Origin of the sequence: Kitasatospora sp. NPDC048365, from assembly GCF_043200835.1 — a bacterium.
GTDB classification, from domain to species: domain Bacteria; phylum Actinomycetota; class Actinomycetes; order Streptomycetales; family Streptomycetaceae; genus Kitasatospora; species Kitasatospora terrestris.
Genome location: NZ_JBICYJ010000057.1, coordinates 18,851 through 39,963 on the forward strand (window position 1 = coordinate 18,851; position 21,113 = coordinate 39,963).

The 21,113-nt window shown below is 74.1% G+C and carries 16 protein-coding genes; 3 read left to right on the forward strand and 13 right to left on the reverse strand.

Annotation, left to right across the window (positions count from 1 at the left end; translation table 11 throughout):
- The first annotated feature begins 37 nt into the window (after positions 1 to 37).
- Positions 38 to 400: a DUF952 domain-containing protein gene (locus ACGFX4_RS36550; protein WP_393084299.1), complete on the forward strand. Its 363-nt coding sequence runs from the start codon at positions 38 to 40 to the stop codon at positions 398 to 400.
- 63 nt (positions 401 to 463) lie between these two features.
- On the opposite strand, the gene ACGFX4_RS36555 is transcribed toward ACGFX4_RS36550, so the two are convergent.
- From ACGFX4_RS36555 to ACGFX4_RS36600, 10 genes are all read right to left on the reverse strand, one after another.
- Positions 464 to 1,444 carry a TrmB family transcriptional regulator gene (locus tag ACGFX4_RS36555; protein ID WP_393084302.1) on the reverse strand — a complete coding sequence of 327 codons (981 nt, stop codon included), beginning with the start codon at positions 1,442 to 1,444 and terminating at the stop codon, positions 464 to 466.
- Between the two features lie 221 nt (positions 1,445 to 1,665).
- Complete coding sequence (locus ACGFX4_RS36560; RefSeq protein ID WP_393084305.1) at positions 1,666 to 2,946, reverse strand: pseudouridine synthase; 1,281 nt, start codon at positions 2,944 to 2,946, stop codon at positions 1,666 to 1,668.
- Complete coding sequence (gene scpB, locus ACGFX4_RS36565; RefSeq protein ID WP_393084308.1) at positions 2,939 to 3,796, reverse strand: SMC-Scp complex subunit ScpB; 858 nt, start codon at positions 3,794 to 3,796, stop codon at positions 2,939 to 2,941. Before scpB ends, ACGFX4_RS36560 begins: the two co-directional genes overlap by 8 nt.
- The gene (locus tag ACGFX4_RS36570) at positions 3,793 to 4,653 is read right to left on the reverse strand and encodes a segregation and condensation protein A (RefSeq protein WP_393084311.1); all 861 of its coding nucleotides are present in this window, start codon (positions 4,651 to 4,653) and stop codon (positions 3,793 to 3,795) included. Before ACGFX4_RS36570 ends, scpB begins: the two co-directional genes overlap by 4 nt.
- Before the next feature lie 68 nt (positions 4,654 to 4,721).
- Entirely contained in the window at positions 4,722 to 5,309 is a 588-nt protein-coding gene (locus tag ACGFX4_RS36575) for a hypothetical protein (protein ID WP_393084314.1), read from the reverse strand.
- Entirely contained in the window at positions 5,306 to 6,367 is a 1,062-nt protein-coding gene (locus tag ACGFX4_RS36580; RefSeq protein ID WP_393084317.1) for a ParA family protein, read from the reverse strand. Before ACGFX4_RS36580 ends, ACGFX4_RS36575 begins: the two co-directional genes overlap by 4 nt.
- Before the next feature lie 470 nt (positions 6,368 to 6,837).
- Positions 6,838 to 7,953, reverse strand: coding sequence for an alanine dehydrogenase (gene ald, locus ACGFX4_RS36585; protein WP_393084320.1), 1,116 nt, complete (start codon positions 7,951 to 7,953; stop codon positions 6,838 to 6,840).
- Positions 7,954 to 8,194: 241 nt separating this feature from the next.
- Positions 8,195 to 10,390, reverse strand: a complete 2,196-nt coding sequence (locus tag ACGFX4_RS36590) for an ATP-binding protein (protein ID WP_393084322.1) — start codon at positions 10,388 to 10,390, stop codon at positions 8,195 to 8,197.
- Between the two features lie 476 nt (positions 10,391 to 10,866).
- Positions 10,867 to 11,493 (reverse strand): NUDIX domain-containing protein, encoded by a 627-nt coding sequence (locus ACGFX4_RS36595; protein WP_393084325.1) that lies wholly within the window; start codon positions 11,491 to 11,493, stop codon positions 10,867 to 10,869.
- A gap of 120 nt (positions 11,494 to 11,613) precedes the next feature.
- Entirely contained in the window at positions 11,614 to 13,290 is a 1,677-nt protein-coding gene (locus tag ACGFX4_RS36600) for a CTP synthase (protein WP_393084328.1), read from the reverse strand.
- Positions 13,291 to 13,698: 408 nt separating this feature from the next.
- Between ACGFX4_RS36600 and ACGFX4_RS36605 the strand changes: the two genes are divergently transcribed.
- Positions 13,699 to 15,630 carry a glycoside hydrolase family 15 protein gene (locus tag ACGFX4_RS36605; RefSeq protein ID WP_393084330.1) on the forward strand — a complete coding sequence of 644 codons (1,932 nt, stop codon included), beginning with the start codon at positions 13,699 to 13,701 and terminating at the stop codon, positions 15,628 to 15,630.
- A gap of 60 nt (positions 15,631 to 15,690) precedes the next feature.
- Here the strand turns inward: ACGFX4_RS36605 and ACGFX4_RS36610 are convergent, their stop codons facing one another.
- The 3 genes from ACGFX4_RS36610 to ACGFX4_RS36620 all read right to left on the reverse strand — a co-directional run bounded on the left by ACGFX4_RS36610 (position 15,691) and on the right by ACGFX4_RS36620 (position 19,512).
- Positions 15,691 to 16,845 (reverse strand): glycosyltransferase family 4 protein, encoded by a 1,155-nt coding sequence (locus ACGFX4_RS36610; protein WP_393084333.1) that lies wholly within the window; start codon positions 16,843 to 16,845, stop codon positions 15,691 to 15,693.
- Positions 16,846 to 17,038: 193 nt separating this feature from the next.
- Positions 17,039 to 18,772 (reverse strand): DNA repair protein RecN, encoded by a 1,734-nt coding sequence (recN, locus tag ACGFX4_RS36615; RefSeq protein WP_393084364.1) that lies wholly within the window; start codon positions 18,770 to 18,772, stop codon positions 17,039 to 17,041.
- A gap of 101 nt (positions 18,773 to 18,873) precedes the next feature.
- A complete protein-coding gene (locus ACGFX4_RS36620) occupies positions 18,874 to 19,512 on the reverse strand; it encodes a YitT family protein (RefSeq protein ID WP_393084336.1) in 639 nt (212 codons plus the stop codon).
- 104 nt (positions 19,513 to 19,616) lie between these two features.
- On the opposite strand from ACGFX4_RS36620, the gene ACGFX4_RS36625 reads away from it, so the two are divergent.
- Positions 19,617 to 21,104 carry a PLP-dependent aminotransferase family protein gene (locus tag ACGFX4_RS36625; protein WP_393084339.1) on the forward strand — a complete coding sequence of 496 codons (1,488 nt, stop codon included), beginning with the start codon at positions 19,617 to 19,619 and terminating at the stop codon, positions 21,102 to 21,104.
- The last annotated feature ends 9 nt before the right edge of the window (positions 21,105 to 21,113 follow it).

Here is a 21,113-nt window from a genome sequence, read left to right on the forward strand (position 1 = left end):
CCGTCCGTCAGCCCGTCAACTCCGGTACAAAAGAGACATGATCTACCATCTCGCTCCGCTGGACGACTGGCTCCGCGACCCGGGCCGCCCGTACACCGCCGCCTCGCTGCTCACCGACGGGTTCATCCACTGCTCGGCGGACGAGCAGACGGTGCTGGCCGTGGCCAACGCGTTCTTCAAGAACACGCCGGACCCGCTGATGGTCCTGCTGATCGAGGAGGGCCTGGTCGAGCCGATGGTGAAGTGGGAGGCGGCGGCCGGCGGGCCGCCGCCCGGCGCCACGCCGGGCGTGCTCTTCCCGCACATCTACGGCCGGCTCAACCGCACCGCCGTGGTCGGCCTGGAGAAGCTGGACCGCGGTCAGGACGGCCGCTGGGCCACCCTGCGGCCCTGGAGCTGACCGACCCGCCACCGCCCGGCCCGCCGCCCGCAGAAGGCGGCGGGCCGGGCGGAACGGGAGGTCCTAGATCCAGCCGCGCTCGCGGGCGGCCATGCCCGCCTGGAAGCGGGTGGTGGAGCCGAGCTCGCGCATCAGGCCCTGCAGCCGCCGCTGGGTGGTGCGCGCGGACCAGCCGAGCGAGCGGGCGATCGACTCGTCGGTCAGCCCGGCGGCCAGCAGGCCGAGCAGCTTGAGGTGGTCGGACTCCGGCTCGGGGCCCTCGGTGCCGCCGCCGAGCGCGGTCTGCAGCGGCACCGCCCGCTCCCACTCGGCCTCGAACAGCGCGTCCAGCGCCTGCAGCAGCGCGGACGGATGGATCACGTACGCCGCGTCCAGGACGCTGTCCCCGACCGAGATCGGGATGATCGCCATCTTGTCGTCCGACATCATCATCTTCATCGGCAGCACGGGCCGCACCCGCGCCTCCTCGCCGTCCGCGACGCCGACCAGGATCTCCTGCTCCAGGCGCCCCGGCCAGGCGATCGCCTCCTTGTCGAAGACGGTCCGGATCCGCACCCCGGACTTGAGCTTGGCCCGCTGCCGGGGCTGCTGCACGGTCGGGTCCATCACGTACGGCGGGCAGTCGAAGCCGCGCACCTGGTACTGGCTGGTGTCGACCAGGTGCTCCAGCCGCTGGGCGATCGCCTCGCCGCCGGTCAGCACCTCGACGGAGTGCGCGGGGTCGGTGTAGCGGGACGCCTCGCGGAAGGCGTCCATCAGGCGGTGCATCTCGGCGCGGGCACTGCGCAGCTGGGCCTCGCGGTGGCCGATCAGGGTGCCGATCGCGACGTCCGGCGCGACCGCGAGGTAGCGCTCGCGGTCGACCGGGGCGCGGGTGGCCATGCCCTGCTCGGCCAACCGGTCCAGCGCGTCCTGGCTCTGTTGGAGCGTCAGGCCGCACTGCTCGGACAGCTCGGACGCGGTGGACTGCGGGGCCACCACCAGCGCCGCGTACACCTGCCCGTCCGGCCGTCCGAGGCCGAGCACTCCGAATGAGTCGAGCACCTCGCTCCTTCCCCCACCCCCGGCCCCGACCTTCGTGGCGATTTTACGCCACGCGTCGGAGCGAACATCGGTGGCAATCCTCTGCCACCGGGATGTGTGCTGACAAGGCCATGCGGCCAGGCTCACATAAAAACCCAGGTAAAACACGGCGAGGGCCCCACCGCTGTACGGCGATGGGGCCCTCGGCCGCTGCGAACTACAGGCCGAACTGCACGCCCGACCTACAGGCCGACCTCGCGCATCAGCTGGCCGACCTCCGGGTTGGTGAGGCGGCGCAGCCAGCCCGACTTCTGGTCGCCGAGGGCGATCGGGCCGAAGTGGGTGCGCACCAGCTTGTCGACCGGGAAGCCGACCTCCGCCAGCAGGCGGCGGACGATGTGCTTGCGGCCCTCGTGCAGGGTCACCTCGACCAGGTAGTTCTTGCCGAGGTTGGAGATCACCTTGAAGTCGTCGACCCGGGCGAAGCCGTCCTCCAGCTCCACGCCGCGCTCCAGCTGCTTGCCGAGGTCGCGCGGGATCGGGCCGGTGATGGCGGCCAGGTAGGTCTTGGTCACGCCGTACTTGGGGTGGGTGAGACGGTGGGCCAGCTCGCCGTGGTTGGTGAGCAGGATGATGCCCTCGGTCTCGGTGTCCAGGCGGCCGACGTGGAACAGCCGGGTCTCCCGGTTGGTCACGTAGTCGCCCAGGCACTGCCGGCCCTCGGGGTCCTCCATGGTGGAGACCACGCCGACCGGCTTGTTCAGCGCGAAGAACAGGTACGACTGGGTGGCGACGGTCAGGCCGTCCACCTTGATCTCGTCGTTCTGCGGGTCGACCCGCTTGCCCTGCTCGGTGACCAGGACGCCGTTGACCTCGACCCGGCCCTGCTCGATCAGCTCCTCGCAGGCCCGCCGGCTGCCCATGCCCGCGCGGGCCAGCACCTTCTGCAGGCGCTCGCCCTCGGGCTCGCCGAAGGTCTTCGGGGTCTTCACGGCCGGCTTGTCGTAGCGCGCCAGCACCGCGTCCTCGATCTTGGCCTGCAGCTCCCGGGAGCGCTGCGGCTGGCGCCGCGGGTCGCCCGGGGCGCCCTGGCCCTCGCGGCGCGGCCGCGGAGCGGCACCGGGCTTGCGGTTGCCGTACGCGCCGCGCGACGGCGTGGCGTTCGGGCCGCCGCCGAACTCGGGGCGGTCGTACCGGCGCTCCTCCGGGCGCAGCGGACGGTCCGGGTACTCCCGGCCGCCGTCGCGCCGGTCGCGCGACTGGCCGCCGCCCTGACCACCCTGGTAACCGCCCTGGCCGCGCGAGCCGCCACCGTACGAGGACCCGCCCCGCCCGGAGCCGCCGCCGTACGACGAGCCGCCGCCGGACGAGGACCCGCCCCGGCCGGAGCCGCCGCCGTAGGACGAGCCGCCGCGGCCGCCGCCCTGCTGCCCGCCCCGACCCTGCTGCCCGCCCCTGCTGCTGTTCTGTCCGCCCCGGCCCTGGCCGCCGCTGTTCCTGCCGTTGCTGCCACTGCTACGCATCAAAATGTCCGTACGTCGTTTCCGTCTGGTCTGCCGCCTGGTTCGGCCCGTCCTGTGCCGCTGCGACCGCCTCCGCGATCACCGTTCCTTCGAGGGACTCCGCTTCCACGTCGTCGACCTCGGGCAGGAAGGGCGCGAGCTCCGGCAGCTCATCCAGGCCGCGCAGCCCCATCCGTTCCAGGAAGTGGTTCGTCGTCCGATACAGGATCGCTCCGGTTTCGGGCTCGGATCCGGCTTCTTCCACCAGTCCTCGCTGTACCAGGGTACGCATCACGCCGTCACAGTTCACACCGCGTACCGCGGAGACCCGCCCGCGCGACACCGGCTGCCGGTACGCGACGACCGCCAGCGTCTCCAGCGCCGCCTGTGTCAACCTGGCCTGTTGGCCGTCCAGCACGAAGCGGTCGACCGCCGCCGCGCACTCCGGGCGGGTGTAGAAACGCCAGCCGCCCGCCACCAGCCGCAGGTCGAAACCGCGGCCCTGGGCCGTGTACTCGGCCGACAGCGCCCGCAGCGCCACGCCCACCACGCCGCGCGGCGCGTCCAGCACCGCGGCCAGTCGCGCCTCCGGGATCGGCTCGTCGGCGACCATCAGCACCGCCTCCAGCGCGGCGCCCAGCGGCACCCCGAGCTCCTCGAGCGCCGGCTCCCCGGCAACCGGCTCCGCGACCGGCCCGGGGCCCGGCTCGGGAATCTGCCCGGGAGACCGCCCGGGAAGCCGCTCGGCGGCGGGCGCGACGACGGGCTCGGGCAGCGGGTCGGGCTGCTCCGCGTACGCCGACTCCTGCCACTCCTCCGGGCGGGCCTGCCCGGGCAGGCCGAGGGTGCGGCGCGGCTGCTTGGCGGTCATGCGGGATCGTCCTCCCTGCTCTCGCCCGGCGGGCGGTCGAACTCGTCCGTCACCTCGACCTGCCGGTCGGTCTCCGCGACCCAGCGCACCAGCAGCTCCCCGAGCGCCTCCGGCTGCTCGAAGTCCAGCGCCTTCTCACGGTAGAGCTCCAGCAGCGCGAGGAAGCGCGCGACCACCACCAGGGTGTTCTCCGCGTCCGCGACCAGCCGGCCGAAGCTCGCCTCGCCGAGCGCGGTCAGCCGGTCGGCCACCAGCGCCGCCTGCTCGCGCACGCTCACCGGCGGGGTGTGGATGTGGTCGACGTACACGACGGGCTTCGGCTTCGGCGCCATCGCCTTCGCGGCGAGCTGCGCGAAGCGCTCGGGGCCGATGGTGAGCACCACCTCGGGCAGCAGCTCCGCGTGGTGCGGTTCCAGGCCGACGGTGCGCGGGCGGGAGAGCAGCTCGGCCGCCCAGCGCTCCGCGAAGACGGCCGCCGCCTGCTTGTACGCCCGGTACTGCAGCAGCCGCGCGAACAGCAGGTCGCGTGCCTCCAGCAGCGCCAGGTCCTCCTCGTCCTCGATCTCGGCGGCCGGCAGCAGCCGGGCCGCCTTGAGGTCGAGCAGGGTCGCCGCCACCACCAGGAACTCGGTGGCCGCGTCCAGGTCCCACTCCGGCCCCATCGCCCGGATGTGCGCCACGAACTCGTCGGTGACCTTGGAGAGGGCGACCTCGGTGACGTCTAGCTTGTGCTTGGCGATCAGGCTCAGCAGCAGGTCGAACGGGCCCTCGAAGTTGGCCAGCCGCACCTGGAAGACCCCGCGCGCCTCCGCCTCGGAGACGCCGGCGACCTGCTGCGGCACACCCGGACCCGTCATGACCTGCCCATCCTCGCACCCGGTCGGGGCGGACGGGCAGTGGCGCGCGAGCGCGCGCTAGCGGCCGCTCACCGGCCGCGCAGGCGGCGGACCAGGATCGACGCCTCGCCGCGCTGCTCCAGGTCGGCCAGCACGACCGAGATGGCCTCCCGAACCACCCGACCGCGGTCGACCGCCAGACCGTGCTCCCCGCGCAGCACCAGACGGGCGCTCTCGAGGTCCATCAGTTCCTCGGCGGAGACGTACACGGTGATCTTCTCGTCGTGCCGCTCGCGCCCGGTGGGGCGGCGCGGGCCGCGGCCGCGCGGCGCGCGGGGGCGGCGGACCCCGTCCGCGGCCTCCTCCGCAGCGGCCGCGTGCGGGCCGCTGCGGACCCCGGCGCCCTGTCCGGGCACCTGACCCTCGGCGGCGCCTCCCGGGGCCGCCACGGCCCCGCTGCCGGCCTGCGGGCCGCCCGCCGGGCCGGCGGGTCCCGGTACACCGTTGACCGCGCCGTTGACCGGTGCGCCGTTCGCCCGGCCGCCGTCGGCCGGCGCGCCGCCGGGCTCGGCGGTGCGGGCGGTCTCCGTGCGGCCCTCGCCCGACCGGGCGAGGGAGGGCGACAGGGCCATTCCCCCGGTGGCCCGGAACAGCTCGTCGGCCCCGGGGAGACTCACTCGGCGGGGCGGCACCGGTCGAGCACCTCCCTGGCGAGCTGGCGGTAGGCGGCGGCACCGACCGAGTTGGTCGCGTACGTGGTGATCGGCTCGCCGGCCACCGTGGTCTCCGGGAACCGGACGGTCCGCCCGATGACCGTGTGGAACACGTGCTCGCCGAACGCCTCCACGACGCGCGCCAGCACCTCGCGGCTGTGCACGGTGCGCGAGTCGTACATGGTGGCGAGGATGCCGTCCAGGCGGAGCTCCGGGTTGAGGCGCTCGCAGACCTTCTCGATCGTCTCGGTGAGCAGCGCGACACCGCGCAGCGCGAAGAACTCGCACTCCAGCGGCACGATCACGCTGTGAGCCGCCGTCAGCGCATTGACCGTCAGCAGGCCGAGGGACGGCTGGCAGTCGATGATGACGTAGTCGTAGTCCGGCAGCAGCGGCTTCAGCGCGCGGGCCAGCGCCGACTCGCGGGCGACCTCGCTGACCAGCTGCACCTCGGCGGCGGACAGGTCGATGTTGGACGGCAGCAGGTCCATGCCGGGCACCGCGGTCTTCAGCAGCACCTCATCGGCCGTCAGCCCCCGCTCCATCAGCAGGTTGTAGACGGTGACGTCCAGCTCCATCGGGTTGACGCCCAGGCCGACCGACAGCGCCCCCTGCGGGTCGAAGTCGACCAGGAGCACCCGGCGGCCGTACTCCGCCAGCGCGGCACCCAGGTTGATGGTCGACGTGGTCTTGCCGACGCCGCCCTTCTGGTTGCACATCGCGATGATCTGCGCGGGGCCGTGCTCGGCCAGCGGCGCGGGGATCGGGAAGTACGGCAGCGGCCGGCCGGTCGGGCCGACCCGCTCGCGGCGCTGGCGGGCGGCGTCGGGCGCCAGGGTGGCGGCGTACTCCGGGTCCGGCTCGTACTCGGCGTCCGGGTCGTCGTAGGGGCCGTAGGCCAGCTCGCTGTAGGACAGCCCGTACGCCGCGAAGTCCGCGTCGAAGTCGGGGGCGGCGGGAGCGGCGCTCTGCCGCGCCTCGAAGGTGCGGACCGCGACCGAGCCGACCTCCACCGTGCCCACCGTGGCCTGCCGGGCCTCATCGTTCGGCTGCCCGGCGGAGAGCTCCGCCAGTCCTGGCTGACCACCCCCGGGAGCAAATGTCGACTCATTCACAAGTCGTCTTACCTCCTTGGGCGTCCAGGACTCTATGTCGATTCGTCAGCGTGGCAGCATGCCGACGGTTTGCGACTCTAGGCCGTTGCGGGCATTCGCAGCAACACAATCCACGGTAGTGGGCATGATGTGTCGGCCGTTCATCGCCTCACTGTCAAGGGATGAGCTGCCCTACGACCCTAACGTTTCTGCGGACCCCGACTCTCCCCCGAGGTCGCGTCAGATGCCATTGTCGACAGAGCGGGTGACACGACGCACAGAAATTGACCAACCCGTCCGGATTGATCGGCGCGCCGCAGGTGGGGGCGGGCGGCAGGCACGGCGAAACGCCCCCGGCCCGAGGGGAGCGGGCCGGGGGCGTTCGTCGAGCGGTGGCGTCAGGCGAGGACGCTGTCCAGGGAGACCGACGGCAGGCCGAAGGCCTCGGCGACGGCCGCGTAGGTGATCTGGCCCTCGTGGACGTTCAGGCCCTTGGCGAGCGCGGCGTCGCGGCGCAGCGCCTCCTTCCACCCGCGGTTGGCCAGCTCGACGACGTACGGCAGCGTCGCGTTGGTCAGCGCGTAGGTGGAGGTGTTCGGGACGGCGCCCGGCATGTTGGCGACGCAGTAGAACACCGAGTTGTGGACCTCGAAGGTCGGGTTCGCGTGCGTGGTGGGACGGGAGTCCTCGAAGCAGCCGCCCTGGTCGATCGCGATGTCGACGAGCACGGAGCCCGGCTTCATGCGGGAGACCAGCTCGTTGGTGACGAGCTTCGGGGCCTTGGCGCCCGGGATGAGGACGGCGCCGATGACCAGGTCGGCCTCGAGGACAGCCTTCTCCAGCTCGAAGCTGTTGGACATGATGGCCTTGATCTTGTTGCCGAAGATCTTGTCGGCCTCGCGCAGCTTGTTGATGTCGCGGTCGAGCAGGGTCACGTCGTAGCCCATGCCGATGGCGATGGTGGCGGCGTGCCAGCCGGAGACGCCACCGCCGATGACGACGGCCTTGGCCGGGTGGGTGCCGGGCACGCCACCGGGGAGGACGCCGCGGCCGCCGGCCGGACGCATCAGGTGGTAGGAGCCGACCTGCGGGGCGAGACGGCCCGCGACCTCGGACATCGGGGCGAGCAGCGGCAGCGCGCCGTTGCCCAGCTGCACGGTCTCGTACGCGATGGCGGTGGTGCCGGAGGCGACCAGCGCGTCGGTGCCGGCGCGGTCCGCGGCGAGGTGGAGGTACGTGAAGACGGTCTGGCCCTTGCGCAGACGGTGGTACTCCTCGGCGATGGGCTCCTTGACCTTCAGCAGCAGGTCGGCGGCGGCCCACACCTCGTCGGCGGTGGGGAGGATCGTGGCGCCGGCGGCCACGTACTCCTCGTTGGGGATCGAGGAGCCGAGACCGGCGTTGTCCTCGATGACGACCTCGTGTCCGTTGCGGACCAGCTCATGCACGCCGGCGGGCGTGATGGCCACGCGGTACTCGTGGTTCTTGACCTCGCGGGGGATGCCGACCTTCACGGCTAAACACGTCCTCTTGCCATGGGGGTCCCTACCGGAGAAGACCGGCGGGCGGCGCGCACGACAGGAGCCGCCGGATACGCCGGGGCACGGTTCGCTGCGCGACTGCTGTCGAGTGTAATGAAGCCCAGCGGATCCGTCAGCCTTCCAAAGTGACTAAATCCGCCGGACCCATTGGCAGGTTCGTAGGCTTGCAGGGCACTTCAGGCGCCAAAGCGCAGTAAAACACCCATAACAGACACTACTCCTGAATCATGCCTTTACCCTCGTGATCGAGCCGCTGCTGCAGACGGTGCAGGATGGCCGTCACGGCCGCCTCGCCCCGGACGTCGCCCAGGCGGCGCAGCGCCCCGGCCGCCGCGCGGTACTCGCGCAGCGCCTCCTCGAAGCGGCGCTGGGCGGCGTGCGCCTCGCCGAGCCGGGCCAGCAGCCGCGCCTCGCCGGCCTGGTCGCCGAACCCCTGGCGCAGGGCGAGCGCCCGGCCGTACCAATCCGCGGCGCGCACCGGGTCGGCGAGCGCCCGCTGGGCGTTGCCCGCGCCCTCCATCGCGCGGGCGCAGCCTGGCTCGTCGCCCGCCTCCCTGGCCCGGTCGACCGCCTGCCGGTACTGCCCGTCGGCCTGCTCCCAGTGGCCGGCCGCCGCCTGCAGGTCGGCCAGGTTGAGCAGCGCGGCCGCGGCCCGGCGCGGGGCCCGCTGGCGTTCGGCGACCTTCAGCACGGACTCGTGCAGCTGGTACAGGTCGGCCGGGGCAGCGGCGCCGGTCAGCGGCAGGGCCCGCAGCAGGGCGGTGACCAGGCGGCCGGCGGTCCCGTCCAGATCGCCCTCGCCGACCGCGCTCGCCACGGCCGCCAGCAGCTGCTCGCGCTCCTCGGCGAGCCAGCCGGCCGCGTGGGCCGCGGTGCGCAGCCGCAGCGGCCCGGGCAGCGGGTCCGGATTGGGGCCGGCCGCCGGGTCGAGCAGCATCCGCGCCGAGTCGACCAGCCGGACCAGCCGTTCCAGCATCCGGGCCCGGGCCAGCTCGACCTCGGACGGACGGTCCTGCTCCTCGCGCAGCTCGACCAGGCGGACGTACAGCCGGCCCGGCACCCGGTAGCGCCGGGTGCCGTCGGCGGCCGCCGGCTCGCGCTCCAGCAGCTCCTGCTCGGCCAGCTGCTCCAGCGCCTCCCCGGCCTCCGGCGCGGGGCAGCCGACCAGGGCGGAGGCGATCCGCAGGTCCGCGAGCTGCCCGGGGGCGAGGGTCAGCATCCGCAGCATCCGCGCCCGGGCGGCCGGCAGCCGCCGGTAGAGCAGTTCGAAGGCGCCCTTCAGCGGATCGCTGTCCGCCACCGGCACCGGCTCCGCCTCCCGCGGCTCCCGCCGCACCTCCGGCGCCCCGGCACGCCCGGCCCCGTCCCGCGCATCCCCGGGCCGCCCGGCGGAGGCCGTACCGCCGGCGGCGGCGTCCACGCGCGCACCGCTCGCGCGTCCCTCGCCCCCGGCCGCGCCGTCGCCGCCGCTCCTCCAGCGGGAGTCCACCCGCTCCGCGTCCGCGGCGATCCCACCGGGCACCGGGGACGCCGCGCCCGCACGGCCGCCCTTCCGCTCCTCGCCCGCCTCGCCCGCCTTGCCGCCCTTGCCGCTCTTGCCGCTCCGGCCGCCGAACCACTGGGCGCCCCGGGCCCGCGGCCGCGCCGTCGCGTCCTCCTCGGTCGGCGGGTGCAGGGCCTTCGCGGCGTCCGTGACCGCGGCCTGCGGGTTGGCCCGCAGCCAGCCCGCCATCATCCGCAGGGCCGCCGGACGGCCGGCACACGCCTCGGTGAGGTCGCCGGCACCGGCCGGGTCGCAGCTGATCCTGGTGCCGCCGACCAGTTCGCCGAGCAGCCGCACCGCGACGGACTGGTCGAGCCCGCCCAGGATCACCGGGTCGATGCCCTCGATCCCGGTGAGCGGCCCGAAGGTGGTGGCGAGGACCAGCGACTCGGTCTTCTCGGCGAGCAGCGGCCACACCTGCGCGGCGTCCCGCACGTCGTCGAGCAGCAGCAGCGCCCGCCGCCCGCCGAGTTCGGCGCGCAGCGCCTCGCACGCCGGGTCGTCCTCGGTGGCACCCGGCAGCAGGGCCTCGACCGCGCCCCCGAGCTGGTCGAGCAGCAGCCGGGCGGCCCGACCGGCCTCGACCCGGGTGCCGTCGGGGGCGGAGAGCCGGGCGTACAGCAGGCCGTCGGGGTAGTCCGCGGCGACCGAGCGGGCGTAGCGGACGGCGAGCGAGGTCCGGCCGGAGCCGGGCCGGCCGGCCAGCACCACGAGCCGGCCGCGGCCCTTGCCGGGACGGGCGGCCGCCTGCGCGAGGGCCGCCAGCTCGGCGCCGCGCCCGCCGAACGGCGCGGTGGTGGCGGGCAGCCGGTCGGGCCCGCCCGCCGCGGTGGGCTGCTCGTCGATCGTCGCCGTCTTCCTCGCCACCCGCGCCACTCCCGACCAGTCGCTCAGCCGACCCGGCCCACCTCGGACCCTGTCCGCGAAGCGTAGTTCGAGCCCGCGCCCCAGCCGAGCTGACATCCGGTACTACCAACCGCCGAATCACCCCACCGGATCAACCGACGCCCCCGCCCGCCACCCGCGCCCCCGCCCGGGAGGGCCACCCACTCGGGTGACCGTCCCCTTCGGGAACCGGGCCGCAGAGCGGCAGTCCGCCGACGGGACGCACCGAGCGGGCACCCCGCCGGCCGAAGGCACAGGCCCCGGCAGCCCCACCGGCCCGGCCGGCTCTCCCCCGCCACCCGCGCCTGCGGCCGCGCCGCGAAGCGGCAGGCCGTCGGAGAGAGGGCAGCCCCCGCCCGGGAGGGCCACCCGCTCAGGTGACCGGCCCCCCTCCGGGGACCGCGCCGCGGAGCGGCAGTGCACCGAGCGGGCACCCGCCGGCCGGCCGCGCCGGGGCGTCAGAACGGCCGGGCCGGCCAGGGGCTGTCCGCCGGGCGCAGCGCGTCGAGGCCGCCCGCGGCGAGCGCCGCGTTGAGCGCCAGCACGCCGCTCACCATGGTCGGGCTCTGCAGTTCCCCGGCGAGGATCAGCCGGACCAGCTCGGCGAGCGGCACCCGGGCCGTCTCGATCTCCAGCTCCTCCCCGTGCGCGGCGTAGCGCTCCTCCTCCGCCTCGGCGAGGTCGGTCGCCAGGAACAGCCGCAGCGCCTCGTTCGAGCCGCCCGGCGAGGTGTAGAGGTCGACCAGGACCCGCCACTCACCGGCCTTGCAGTGCGCCTCCTCGAAGAGCTCCCGCTGGGCGGCGTGCAGCGGGTTCTCGCCGGGCACGTCCAGCAGGCCGGCCGGCAGCTCCCACAGGCGCCGCTTCACCGGGTGGCGGTACTGGCGGAGCACCAGCACGCGCTGCTCCGCGTCGAGGGCGAGCACCGCCACCGACCCGGGGTGCAGCTGGTAGTCGCGGCGTGCCCAGCTCCCGTCCGGCATCCGGACCTCCTCGGTCCGCACCCCGGTCACCCTGCCCTGGAACGGCGTGGATCCGTTCCGCTCCGGCCACTGCTCCGCCGTGTCCCGAACCTGCTCGGCCATGTCGCACCACTCCCCTTTTCGTCAGTACGACACAATCTACGCCACACCGCGCCCGGAAACGCCGAACGGCGGCCGTACGGAACACATCCGCACGACCGCCGCCCGACTGCCGGCAGGGGCTTACTGCTCGCCGGTCTTGATCTTGATGGCCGCCGCCACCAGACCCGCGAACAGCGGGTGCGGGCGGGTCGGGCGGGACTTCAGCTCCGGGTGCGCCTGGGTAGCGACCAGGTAGGGGTGCACCTCGCGCGGGTACTCGACGTACTCCACCAGGTCGCCCTTCGGGGACAGGCCGGAGAACTGCAGGCCGGTCTTCTCCAGGTCGGCGCGGTACGCGTTGTTGACCTCGTAGCGGTGGCGGTGGCGCTCCTCGACGTACTGCTCGCCGGCGTAGACCTCGCGCACGATCGAGCCCTCGGCGAGCTTCGCCGGGTAGAGGCCCAGGCGCATGGTGCCGCCCAGGTCGCCCTTGCCGTCGACGATCGCCAGCTGCTCGGCCATGGTCGAGACGACCGGGTACTTGGCGGCCGGGTCGAACTCGGTGGAGTTGGCGGCCGGCAGGCCCGCCAGGTTGCGCGCCGCCTCGATGACCACGCACTGCAGGCCCAGGCACAGGCCCAGCAGCGGGATGCGGTTCTCGCGGCCGTAGGTGATGGCGGCGACCTTGCCGTCCACACCGCGGTCGCCGAAGCCGCCGGGGATGCAGATCGCGTCGACGTCGCCGAGCTGCTCCTGCGCGCCCTCGGGGGTCAGGCAGTCGTCGGAGGTGACCCACTTGATCTGGACCCGCGCGTTGTTGGCGAAGCCGCCGGCGCGCAGCGCCTCGGTGACCGACAGGTACGCGTCCGGCAGGTCGATGTACTTGCCGACCAGCGCGACCTTGACCTCGTGCTGCGGCTCGTGGACGCGGCGCAGCAGGTCGTCCCAGGTGGTCCAGTCGACGTCGCGGAACGGCAGGTCCAGGCGGCGCACCACGTACGCGTCCAGGCCCTCGCCGTGCAGCACCTTGGGGATGTCGTAGATCGACTTGGCGTCGATGGCCGCAACCACGGCCTCCTCGTCCACGTCGCACATCAGCGAGATCTTGCGCTTGATGGCCTGCGGGACCTCGCGGTCGGCGCGCAGCACGATCGCGTCCGGCTGGATGCCGATGTTGCGCAGCGCGGCGACGGAGTGCTGGGTGGGCTTGGTCTTCAGCTCGCCCGAGGGGCCGATGTACGGCAGCAGGGAGACGTGCACGAAGAAGACATTGTCCCGGCCGACCTCGTGGCGGACCTGGCGGACCGCCTCCAGGAACGGCAGCGACTCGATGTCGCCGACGGTGCCGCCGACCTCGGTGATGACCACGTCGACGTCCTCGGTCGCCATCCGGCGGATCCGGGACTTGATCTCGTTGGTGATGTGCGGGATGACCTGGACGGTGTCGCCCAGGTACTCGCCGCGGCGCTCCTTGGCGATGACCGTCGAGTACACCTGGCCGGTGGTGACGTTCGCCGAGCCGTGCAGGTTGGTGTCGAGGAACCGCTCGTAGTGGCCGATGTCCAGGTCGGTCTCGGCGCCGTCGTCGGTGACGAAGACCTCACCGTGCTGGAACGGGTTCATCGTGCCCGGGTCCACGTTGAGGTACGGGTCGAGCTTCTGCATCGTCACGCGCAGGCCGCGCGCCTTGAGCAGGGCGCCGAGGCTGGAGGCGGTGAGCCCCTTGCCGAGCGAAGAGGCGACACCCCCGGTGACGAAGAGGTGCTTGGTCGTCACGGCGCGGCCGGAGGCCGACTTGCCGGAATGGGGCTGTGCCAAGAGGGGGCTCCCGTGGGTCGCGTGTCGAGGGTGACGCCGGTGGAGGGGCTGTCCGCCTGTCCTGCCCACCAGTCCACGGGATACCAGCGTATCAGTGCGACGGCGAGGAGGTGTCCGCGCGTGTCGCGACGGGCCCCCTCGGGGCGGTCCGGGATGACCCGGAAGGATCATCTCCGGATGGTCCTTCCGGGCAACGCCGTATCCCCCGATTGGACCGATTATGTTCCGACTTTCCGCCAGGACGGCCGCACTGTGCGATCTCCGCGTGCCCCCGCCCCCGACGCCGGTTTATTCTGCACGGACGCCTCGCCGACGGCCCGGAGCGCCCGGCCCGGTTCCCGGGCTCCCCACTCCCCCTCCGAACGCCCGCCGTCGGGTCACCGAGCACCGACCGCGAACTGGAGAACCATGGCCGGCCGTATCGAGGACTACGCACTCATCGGGGACATGCAGACCGCCGCCCTGGTCAGCAGGGACGGCGCCGTCGACTGGATGTGCCTGCCGAGATTCGACTCCCCCGCGGTCTTCGCCGGGCTGCTGGGCACCGATGAGCACGGGTTCTGGCGGATCGGCCCCGCCGAGCCGGTCGACACTCCCGCCGTACCCCCGGCCCCGCTCGGCACGTTCACCGATCCGGGTGAAAGCCCGATGCCCCCGGTCACCGCCGCCGCCCCCGCCGTGCCGTGCGACCGGCGCCGCTACCGCGGCGACTCGCTGATCCTCGAACAGGAGTGGGACACCCAGGGCGGCAGCGTCCGGGTGATCGACTTCATGCCGCCGCGCCACCTGCTCGGCACCCCGGACGTCCCGCAGATGATCCGCATCGTCGAGGGCCTCAAGGGCCGGGTCCGGATGCGCTCCGCGGTCCGCATGCGCTTCTCCTACGGCCGGATCGTCCCCTGGGTGCACCGGGTCGAGCAGCCCGACGGCGGACACCGCACGGTCGCCGTCGCCGGCCCCGACTCGGTCTGGCTCGACGGCGCGGCCGAGACCTACGGCCGCGACCTCACCACCTACGCCGACTTCACCGTCGGCGAGGGCGAGCGGATCACCTTCGGACTCACCTGGAAGGCCTCGCACGAGCCGGCCCCCGCCCCGCCGGAGGCCGAGCGGGAGCTGGAGTCCACCGAGCGCTTCTGGCGCGACTGGGTCGGCCAGTGCACCTACCAGGGCCCCTACCGGGAGGCCGTGGTCCGCTCCTTGATCACCCTCAAGGCGCTCACCTACGCCCCCACCGGCGGCATCGTCGCCGCCCCCACCACCTCGCTGCCCGAGGACCTCGGCGGCGAACGCAACTGGGACTACCGCTACACCTGGCTGCGGGACGCCGCGATCACCCTCTCCTCGCTGCTGCGCACCGGCTACCGCGAGGAGGCCCGCGCCTGGCGCGAGTGGCTGCTGCGCGCGGTGGCCGGCGACCCGGAGAACCTGCAGATCATGTACGGCATCGCGGGCGAGCGCGAGCTCACCGAGTCCTCGCTCGACTGGCTGCCGGGCTACGAGAACTCCAAGCCCGTCCGGATCGGCAACGGCGCCGCCGGCCAGCTCCAACTCGACGTCTACGGCGAGGTCGTGGAGGCCCTGCACCTCGCCCACATGACCGGCCTCGCCCGGCACGACCACGCCCACCACCTCCAGCTCAAGCTGATCGGCTACCTGGAGGAGCACTGGCGCAACCCCGACGAGGGCATCTGGGAGGTCCGCGGCCCGCGCCGGCACTTCGTCCACTCCAAGGTGATGGCCTGGGTCGCCGTGGACCGCACCATCAAGCTGATCGAGCAGACCAACGCCGAGGGCCCGCTGGAGCGCTGGCGCGAGCTGCGGGACGAGATCCACCGCGACGTCTGCGACCGCGGCTACGACCCCGGGCGCAACACCTTCACCCAGTACTACGGCAGCAAGGAGCTCGACGCCTCGCTGCTGCTCATCCCGCAGGTCGGCTTCCTGCCCGCCGACGACAAGCGCGTGATCGGCACCATCGAGGCCATCCAGCGCGAACTGTCCACCGATGACGGCTTCGTGCTGCGCTACCCCACCCACGACGAACAGGGCGTCAACGTCGACGGGCTCTCCGGCCACGAGGGCGCGTTCCTCGCCTGCTCGTTCTGGCTGGCCGACGACCTCGCCATGATCGGCCGGGTCGGCGAGGCCCGCGAGCTGTTCGAGAAGCTGCTCGCGCTGCGCAACGACCTCGGCCTGCTCGCCGAGGAGTGGGACCCGCGCGCCAAGCGCCAGGTCGGCAACTTCCCGCAGGCCTTCAGCCACGTCCCGCTGATCGACACCGCCCTGCGCCTCACCGCCTGCGCCGGCGCCTACATGGCCGAACCGGTGACGGTCTAGAGCAACCATCAGGGGCTCGGGGAACTGCGAGGGCATCCCGCAACCGGTTACACCCTCAGGTTAGTTCCCCGACCTCTGCACCAACTCGTCGTACGTCGACAGCACCTGCGCCACCGTCGCCGCCTCGTCCGGCCACGTCGTCGCCTGCTGCCGCCCCGCCTCCGCCAGCTCCCGCCGCCGACCCGGGTCCCCCAGCAGCTTCGCGACCGCGTCGCCCAGCGCCCGGGCGTCCCCGAAGGGAACCAGCACCGCCGCGTCCCCCACCAGCTCCGGCACGCCGCCCACCGAGGTCGACACCACCGGCACCCCGGCGCGCATCGCCTCCTGCACCACCAGCGAGCGCGCCTCCCAGCGGCTGCTCACCACCACCACGTCCGCGGCGCCCAGCAGGTCCGGCACGTCCGTCCGGTAGCCGAGCAGTTCGACCGGCAGCTTCTCGACCGCGATCCGCTCCCGCAGCGCCGACCGCTCCGGGCCGTCCCCGACGATCGCCACCAGCGGGTCCGCGGCGGTGAACCGGCCGACCGCGTCCAGCAGCAGCCCGAAGCACTTCTGCGCCACCAGTCGGCCGACGCCGAGCACCACCGGCTGCTCGGGCTCCGCGCCGAGCGCGGCCCGCGCCTCGTCCCGTCCGAGGGTGCCGGGCGGGATGGGCGGCGCGGCGACCGGTCCGAGCCGGGCGTCGGCGGCGCCCAGCTCACGGGCCCGGGCGACCAGGTCCGAGGAGGCGCCGAGCACCAGGTCGGCGGTCCGCACCACCCGCTGCTCCATCAGCCGCTGCAGCCGCCGCTCCATGCCGGTGGCCAGCACCGCGTGGTGCGAGGTGACCACCAGGGGGGTCTGCGGGCGCAGTCCGGGGAAGCGGCCGGCCGTACGCAGCGCCAGGTCGGAGAGCAGACCGGCGCGCATGCCGTGGGCGTGCACCACGTCGGCACCGGTGAACGCCTTGCGCAGCTCGCCGATCGCGGTGGCGTCGCTGCGGGCGCCGGCGGTCGGGGTGATCTCGACGACGTGCAGCCGCGCGCCGGTCGCGGAGAAGCCGAACAGCTGGTCCGCACCGTCCGGGGCACACACCGTCACCGAGACTCCGTGTGCGACCAACCCGTGTGCGAGGGACCGCACATGGGCGCCGATGCCGCCGGTGGCGGCGGCCATGACGAGGACCACGTGCAGCTGGGGTGCTGCTGCGGTGGCCCGGGCGGCGGAATGCTCCACGTCGTCTCGCTCCGACTCGATCAAAAGCCAGTGTCCAGCCGCCACCATGCCAGGTCCGGCGGGTCCTTGGACAGTCGGCGTCGCCTGCGGGCGCGTCGCGCGGCACGTCGCGCCCCGCGCCCGCGGGCACTGTGACAGGTTCACCCCCGCGGGTTCACCCCGCGGCTCCGTCCGACGGCTTCACCCGACGGCTTCATCCGACGCGCGAGGTGCGCGCCGCGGCGAGCAGTTCCTCGGCGTGGGCGCGGCCGAGTTCGGAGTCCTCCAGACCGGCCAGCATGCGGGAGAGTTCGCGGACCCGCTCCTCGTCGCTGAGCGTCTTGACGCCGCTGCGGGTGACGGTGCCGTCGTTGGTCTTCTCCACCACCAGGTGCCGGTCGGCGAAGGCGGCGACCTGCGGGAGGTGGGTGACCACCACGACCTGCGCGCTGCGGGCCAGTTTGGCCAGACGCCGGCCGATCTCGACCGCCGCCTTGCCGCCGACACCGGCGTCCACCTCGTCGAACAGGTAGGTGGGCACCGGGTCGGCGCCCGCGAACACCACCTCGACCGCGAGCATCACCCGGGAGAGCTCACCGCCCGAGGCGCCCTTGGCGATCGGCCGCGGCTGGGCACCGGGGTGCGGGGCGAGCAGCACCTCGACCTCGTCCACACCGTGCGCGCCGTACGCGACGGCCCGGCCGTCCACCTCGATCCCGGACAGGTCGTCGACCTGGCTGATCGCGAAGCTCACCCGGGCGTGCGGCATGGCCAGTTCGGCCAGTTCGTCGGAGACCGCGGCGGCGAACTTGTCGGCGGCGGCCTGCCGGGCGCCCGACACCTCGGCGGCCAGGTCGCCCAACTCGGCGCGCAGCGCGGTCTCCTGGGCGCCGAGCTCGTCGATCCGATCGTCGTCCCCGTCGAGTTCGGCGAGCCGCAGCGCACCGGCCTCCGCCCAGGCGATCACCTCGGCGAGGGTGCCCTCGGGGCCCGCGTACTTGCGCAGCAGGTGCGACAGGACCGCCCGGCGGTCCTCGACCGCGGCGAGGCGGACCGGGTCGGCGTCCAGGTCGTCGGCGTACCCGGCGAGGTCGCCCGCCACGTCGGCGAGCAGGTAGCCGACCTCGTTCAGCCGGTCGGCGAGCGAGGCCAGCCGCTCGTCGTGGTGGCGGACCGCGTCCACCGCGCGGCGGGACTGGGCGAGCAGGGTGCCCGCGTCCACCGCCTCCGGGTCGGTCGGGTCGCCGGCCAGCGCGGCGTGCGCCAGCGTCGCGGCGGAGGACAGCGCGTCGGCGTGGCCCAGGCGCTCGGCCTCGGCGGCGAGCTCCACGTCCTCGCCGGCCACCGGCTCGGCGGCGGCGACCTCGTCCAGGCCGAAGCGCAGCAGATCCGCCTCCTGGGCGCGCTCGCGCGCCCTGGTGGTCAGCTCCTCCAGGGTCGCCGACACCTCGCGCAGCCGCCGGTACACCTCGCGGTAGCGCGCCAGCGGCTCGGCGACCGCCTCGCCCGCGTACCGGTCCAGCGCGCCGCGCTGGCGGGAGGGGCGCAGCAGCCGCTGCTGGTCGGTCTGGCCGTGCACGGCGATCAGGTCCTCGCCCAGCTCGGCGAGCAGGCCGACCGGGACGGAGCGCCCGCCGACGTGCGCGCGGGAGCGGCCCTCGGCGGAGACGGTCCGGCTGATCAGCAGCTCACCGTCGTCGAGCTCGGCCCCCGCCTCGACCGCGCGGGCCACCGCGGGGCTGTCCGCGGACAGCGCGAGGCGGCCCTCCACCACGGCCCGGTCCGAGCCGTTGCGCACCAGGCCCGGGTCCGCCCGGCCGCCGAGCAGCAGCCCCAGGCTCGTCACCACCATGGTCTTGCCCGCACCGGTCTCACCGGTCACGGCGGTGAAGCCGGGCGCCAGCTCGACCACCGCGTCGTCGATGACGCCCAGATCCCGTATCCGCATCTCGTCCAACACGGTGACGACCTTACGAGGTTCCACCGTCGCTCCGCGACGACCACCGGCCCCACGAGCCCATTTTCATCCCCACGGGACCCGGTCGGGGGCTACGCCGCCCGGCTCTCCGGTACGGTGCACCAGCGCAGGAAGAACTGCGCCAGCGGGCCGATCGCCAGCGCGTACAGCACCGTGCCGACGCCCACCGTGCCGCCCAGCAGCACCCCGGCGGTCAGCACCGTCGCCTCGATCAGCGTCCGCACCAGGCGGATCGAGCGGCCGGTGCGCCGGTGCAGGCCGGTCATCAGGCCGTCCCGCGGGCCGGGGCCGAGCCGGGCGCCGATGTACATCCCGGTGGCCAGGCCGTTGAGCAGCACGCCGGCGAGCAGCAGTGGCACCCGGACGGCCAGCGCGTGCTGGACCGGCACCACCGCCAAGGTGGTGTCCAGCGCCACCCCCAGCACCAGGACGTTCCCGACCGTCCCGACCCCGGGGCGCTGGCGCAGCGGGATCCACAGCAGCAGCACCAGCGCGCCGACGATCGTCATCCACACGCCGACGCCCATCCCCAGGTGCCGGGAGAGCCCCTGGTGCAGGCTGTCCCAGGGGCTGCCGCCGAGCGAGGCCCGCAGGATCAGTCCGACGCTCGACCCGTACAGCCACAGGCCGACCGCCAGCTGTCCGAGCCGCCGGCCGAGCCGCCGCCCCCTCCACTCGATCCCCGGCCGGGGCAGCACGTCGGTCGCCATGGCTGTCTCTCCTCACTTGCTCTGGTTCACGAACTGGACCCATCATGGGAAGTCCAATCAGGACTCCGACAGGTCCAATCACCGACAAGTGGACTGATTCTCCGATGAGCGACTGGCACAGCACCCTCACCCCGCCCGCCCTGGCCCGGCTGCTGGACGGCACCCGCCTGCCGGACCTCCCCCGCCGCCCCGCCTACCGGGCGCTCGCCGACCGGATCGCCGCCCTGGTCGCCGAGGGCCGGCTGCCGGTCGGCACCCGGCTGCCCGCCGAACGCGAACTGGCCGCCGAACTCGCCCTGAGCCGCACCACCGTCGCCGCCGGGTACGAGGCGCTGCGCGCCGAGGGCTACCTGCTGAGCCGCCGCGGATCCGGCAGCTGGACGACGCTGCCCGAGGGCTCCCGCCCGCCCGGCGACGCCCTGCACCCCGTCCCGCCGGACGAGCGCGAGAGCGTCCTCGACCTCGGCGTGGCCGCCCTGCCCGCCCCGCAGCCCTGGTTCGGCCGGGCTGCGGCCCGCGCCCTGGAGCTGCTGCCCGCCTACGCCGCCGGGCACGGCAACTACCCGACCGGGGTGCCGGTGCTGCGCGAGGCCGTCGCCCGCCGCTACACCGAGCGCGGCCTGCCGACCACCCCGGACCAGGTGCTGATCACCACCGGCGCGATGAGCGCCCTCAACCTCGCGCAGCGCGCCCTGATCGGCCGCGGCGACCGGGTCGCCGTCGAGGCGCCCAGCTACGCGCACAGCCTGCAGTCGCTGCGGCTGACTGGCGCCCGCCTGGTCCCGGTGCCGATGGCCGGCCCCGGCCGGCCCCGCTGGGACCTCGCCGAGTGGCAGCGCGTGCTGCGCGGCGCCGCACCCCGGCTCGCCTACACCATCCCGGACTTCCACAACCCGACCGGCGCCCTGATCGACGAGGACCAGCGCCGCGAGCTGCTCGCGTACGCCCGCGCCGCCGGCACCGCCGTCCTGGTCGACGAGACCCCCGCCGAACTCGGCTGGGACACCCCGGAGTCGGCGCTCCCCCGGCCGCTGGCCGCGCTGGACCGCACCGCCCAGGTGGTCACCGCCGGCTCCGCGGCGAAGCTGCTGTGGGGCGGCCTGCGGATCGGCTGGCTGCGCGCCGCCCCCGCCCTGGTCCGGCAGCTGGCCGAGACCCGCGCGTTCAGCGACATCGGCACCCCGGTGCTCGACCAGCTGATCGCCGCCGTCCTGCTCACCGACGACCTGGCGGAGGTCCGCGCCCACCAGCACGAGCGGCTGCGCTCCAGCGCCCGCGCCCTCGCCGCCGAGCTCCACCGGCAGCTGCCCGACTGGCGGTTCACCATGCCGCCGGGCGGCCTGGCGCTGTGGGTGGGCACCGCCGGGGTCTCCGGCGGCGCCCTGGCCCGGGCCGGCGAGCGGGTCGGCGTCCGCCTCGCGGCGGGCACCCGGTTCGGCGTCGACGGCGCGTTCGAGAACTACCTGCGGATCCCGCTCACCGTCCCGCCGGCCGGCGCCGAGGCCGCGGTCGCCCGGCTCGTCGCCGCCGCCGACCTGGCCGCCACCGGCCGCTGGTCACCGCTGGACGACACCTCGCCGCTCGCCGTCTGACACCGGCCG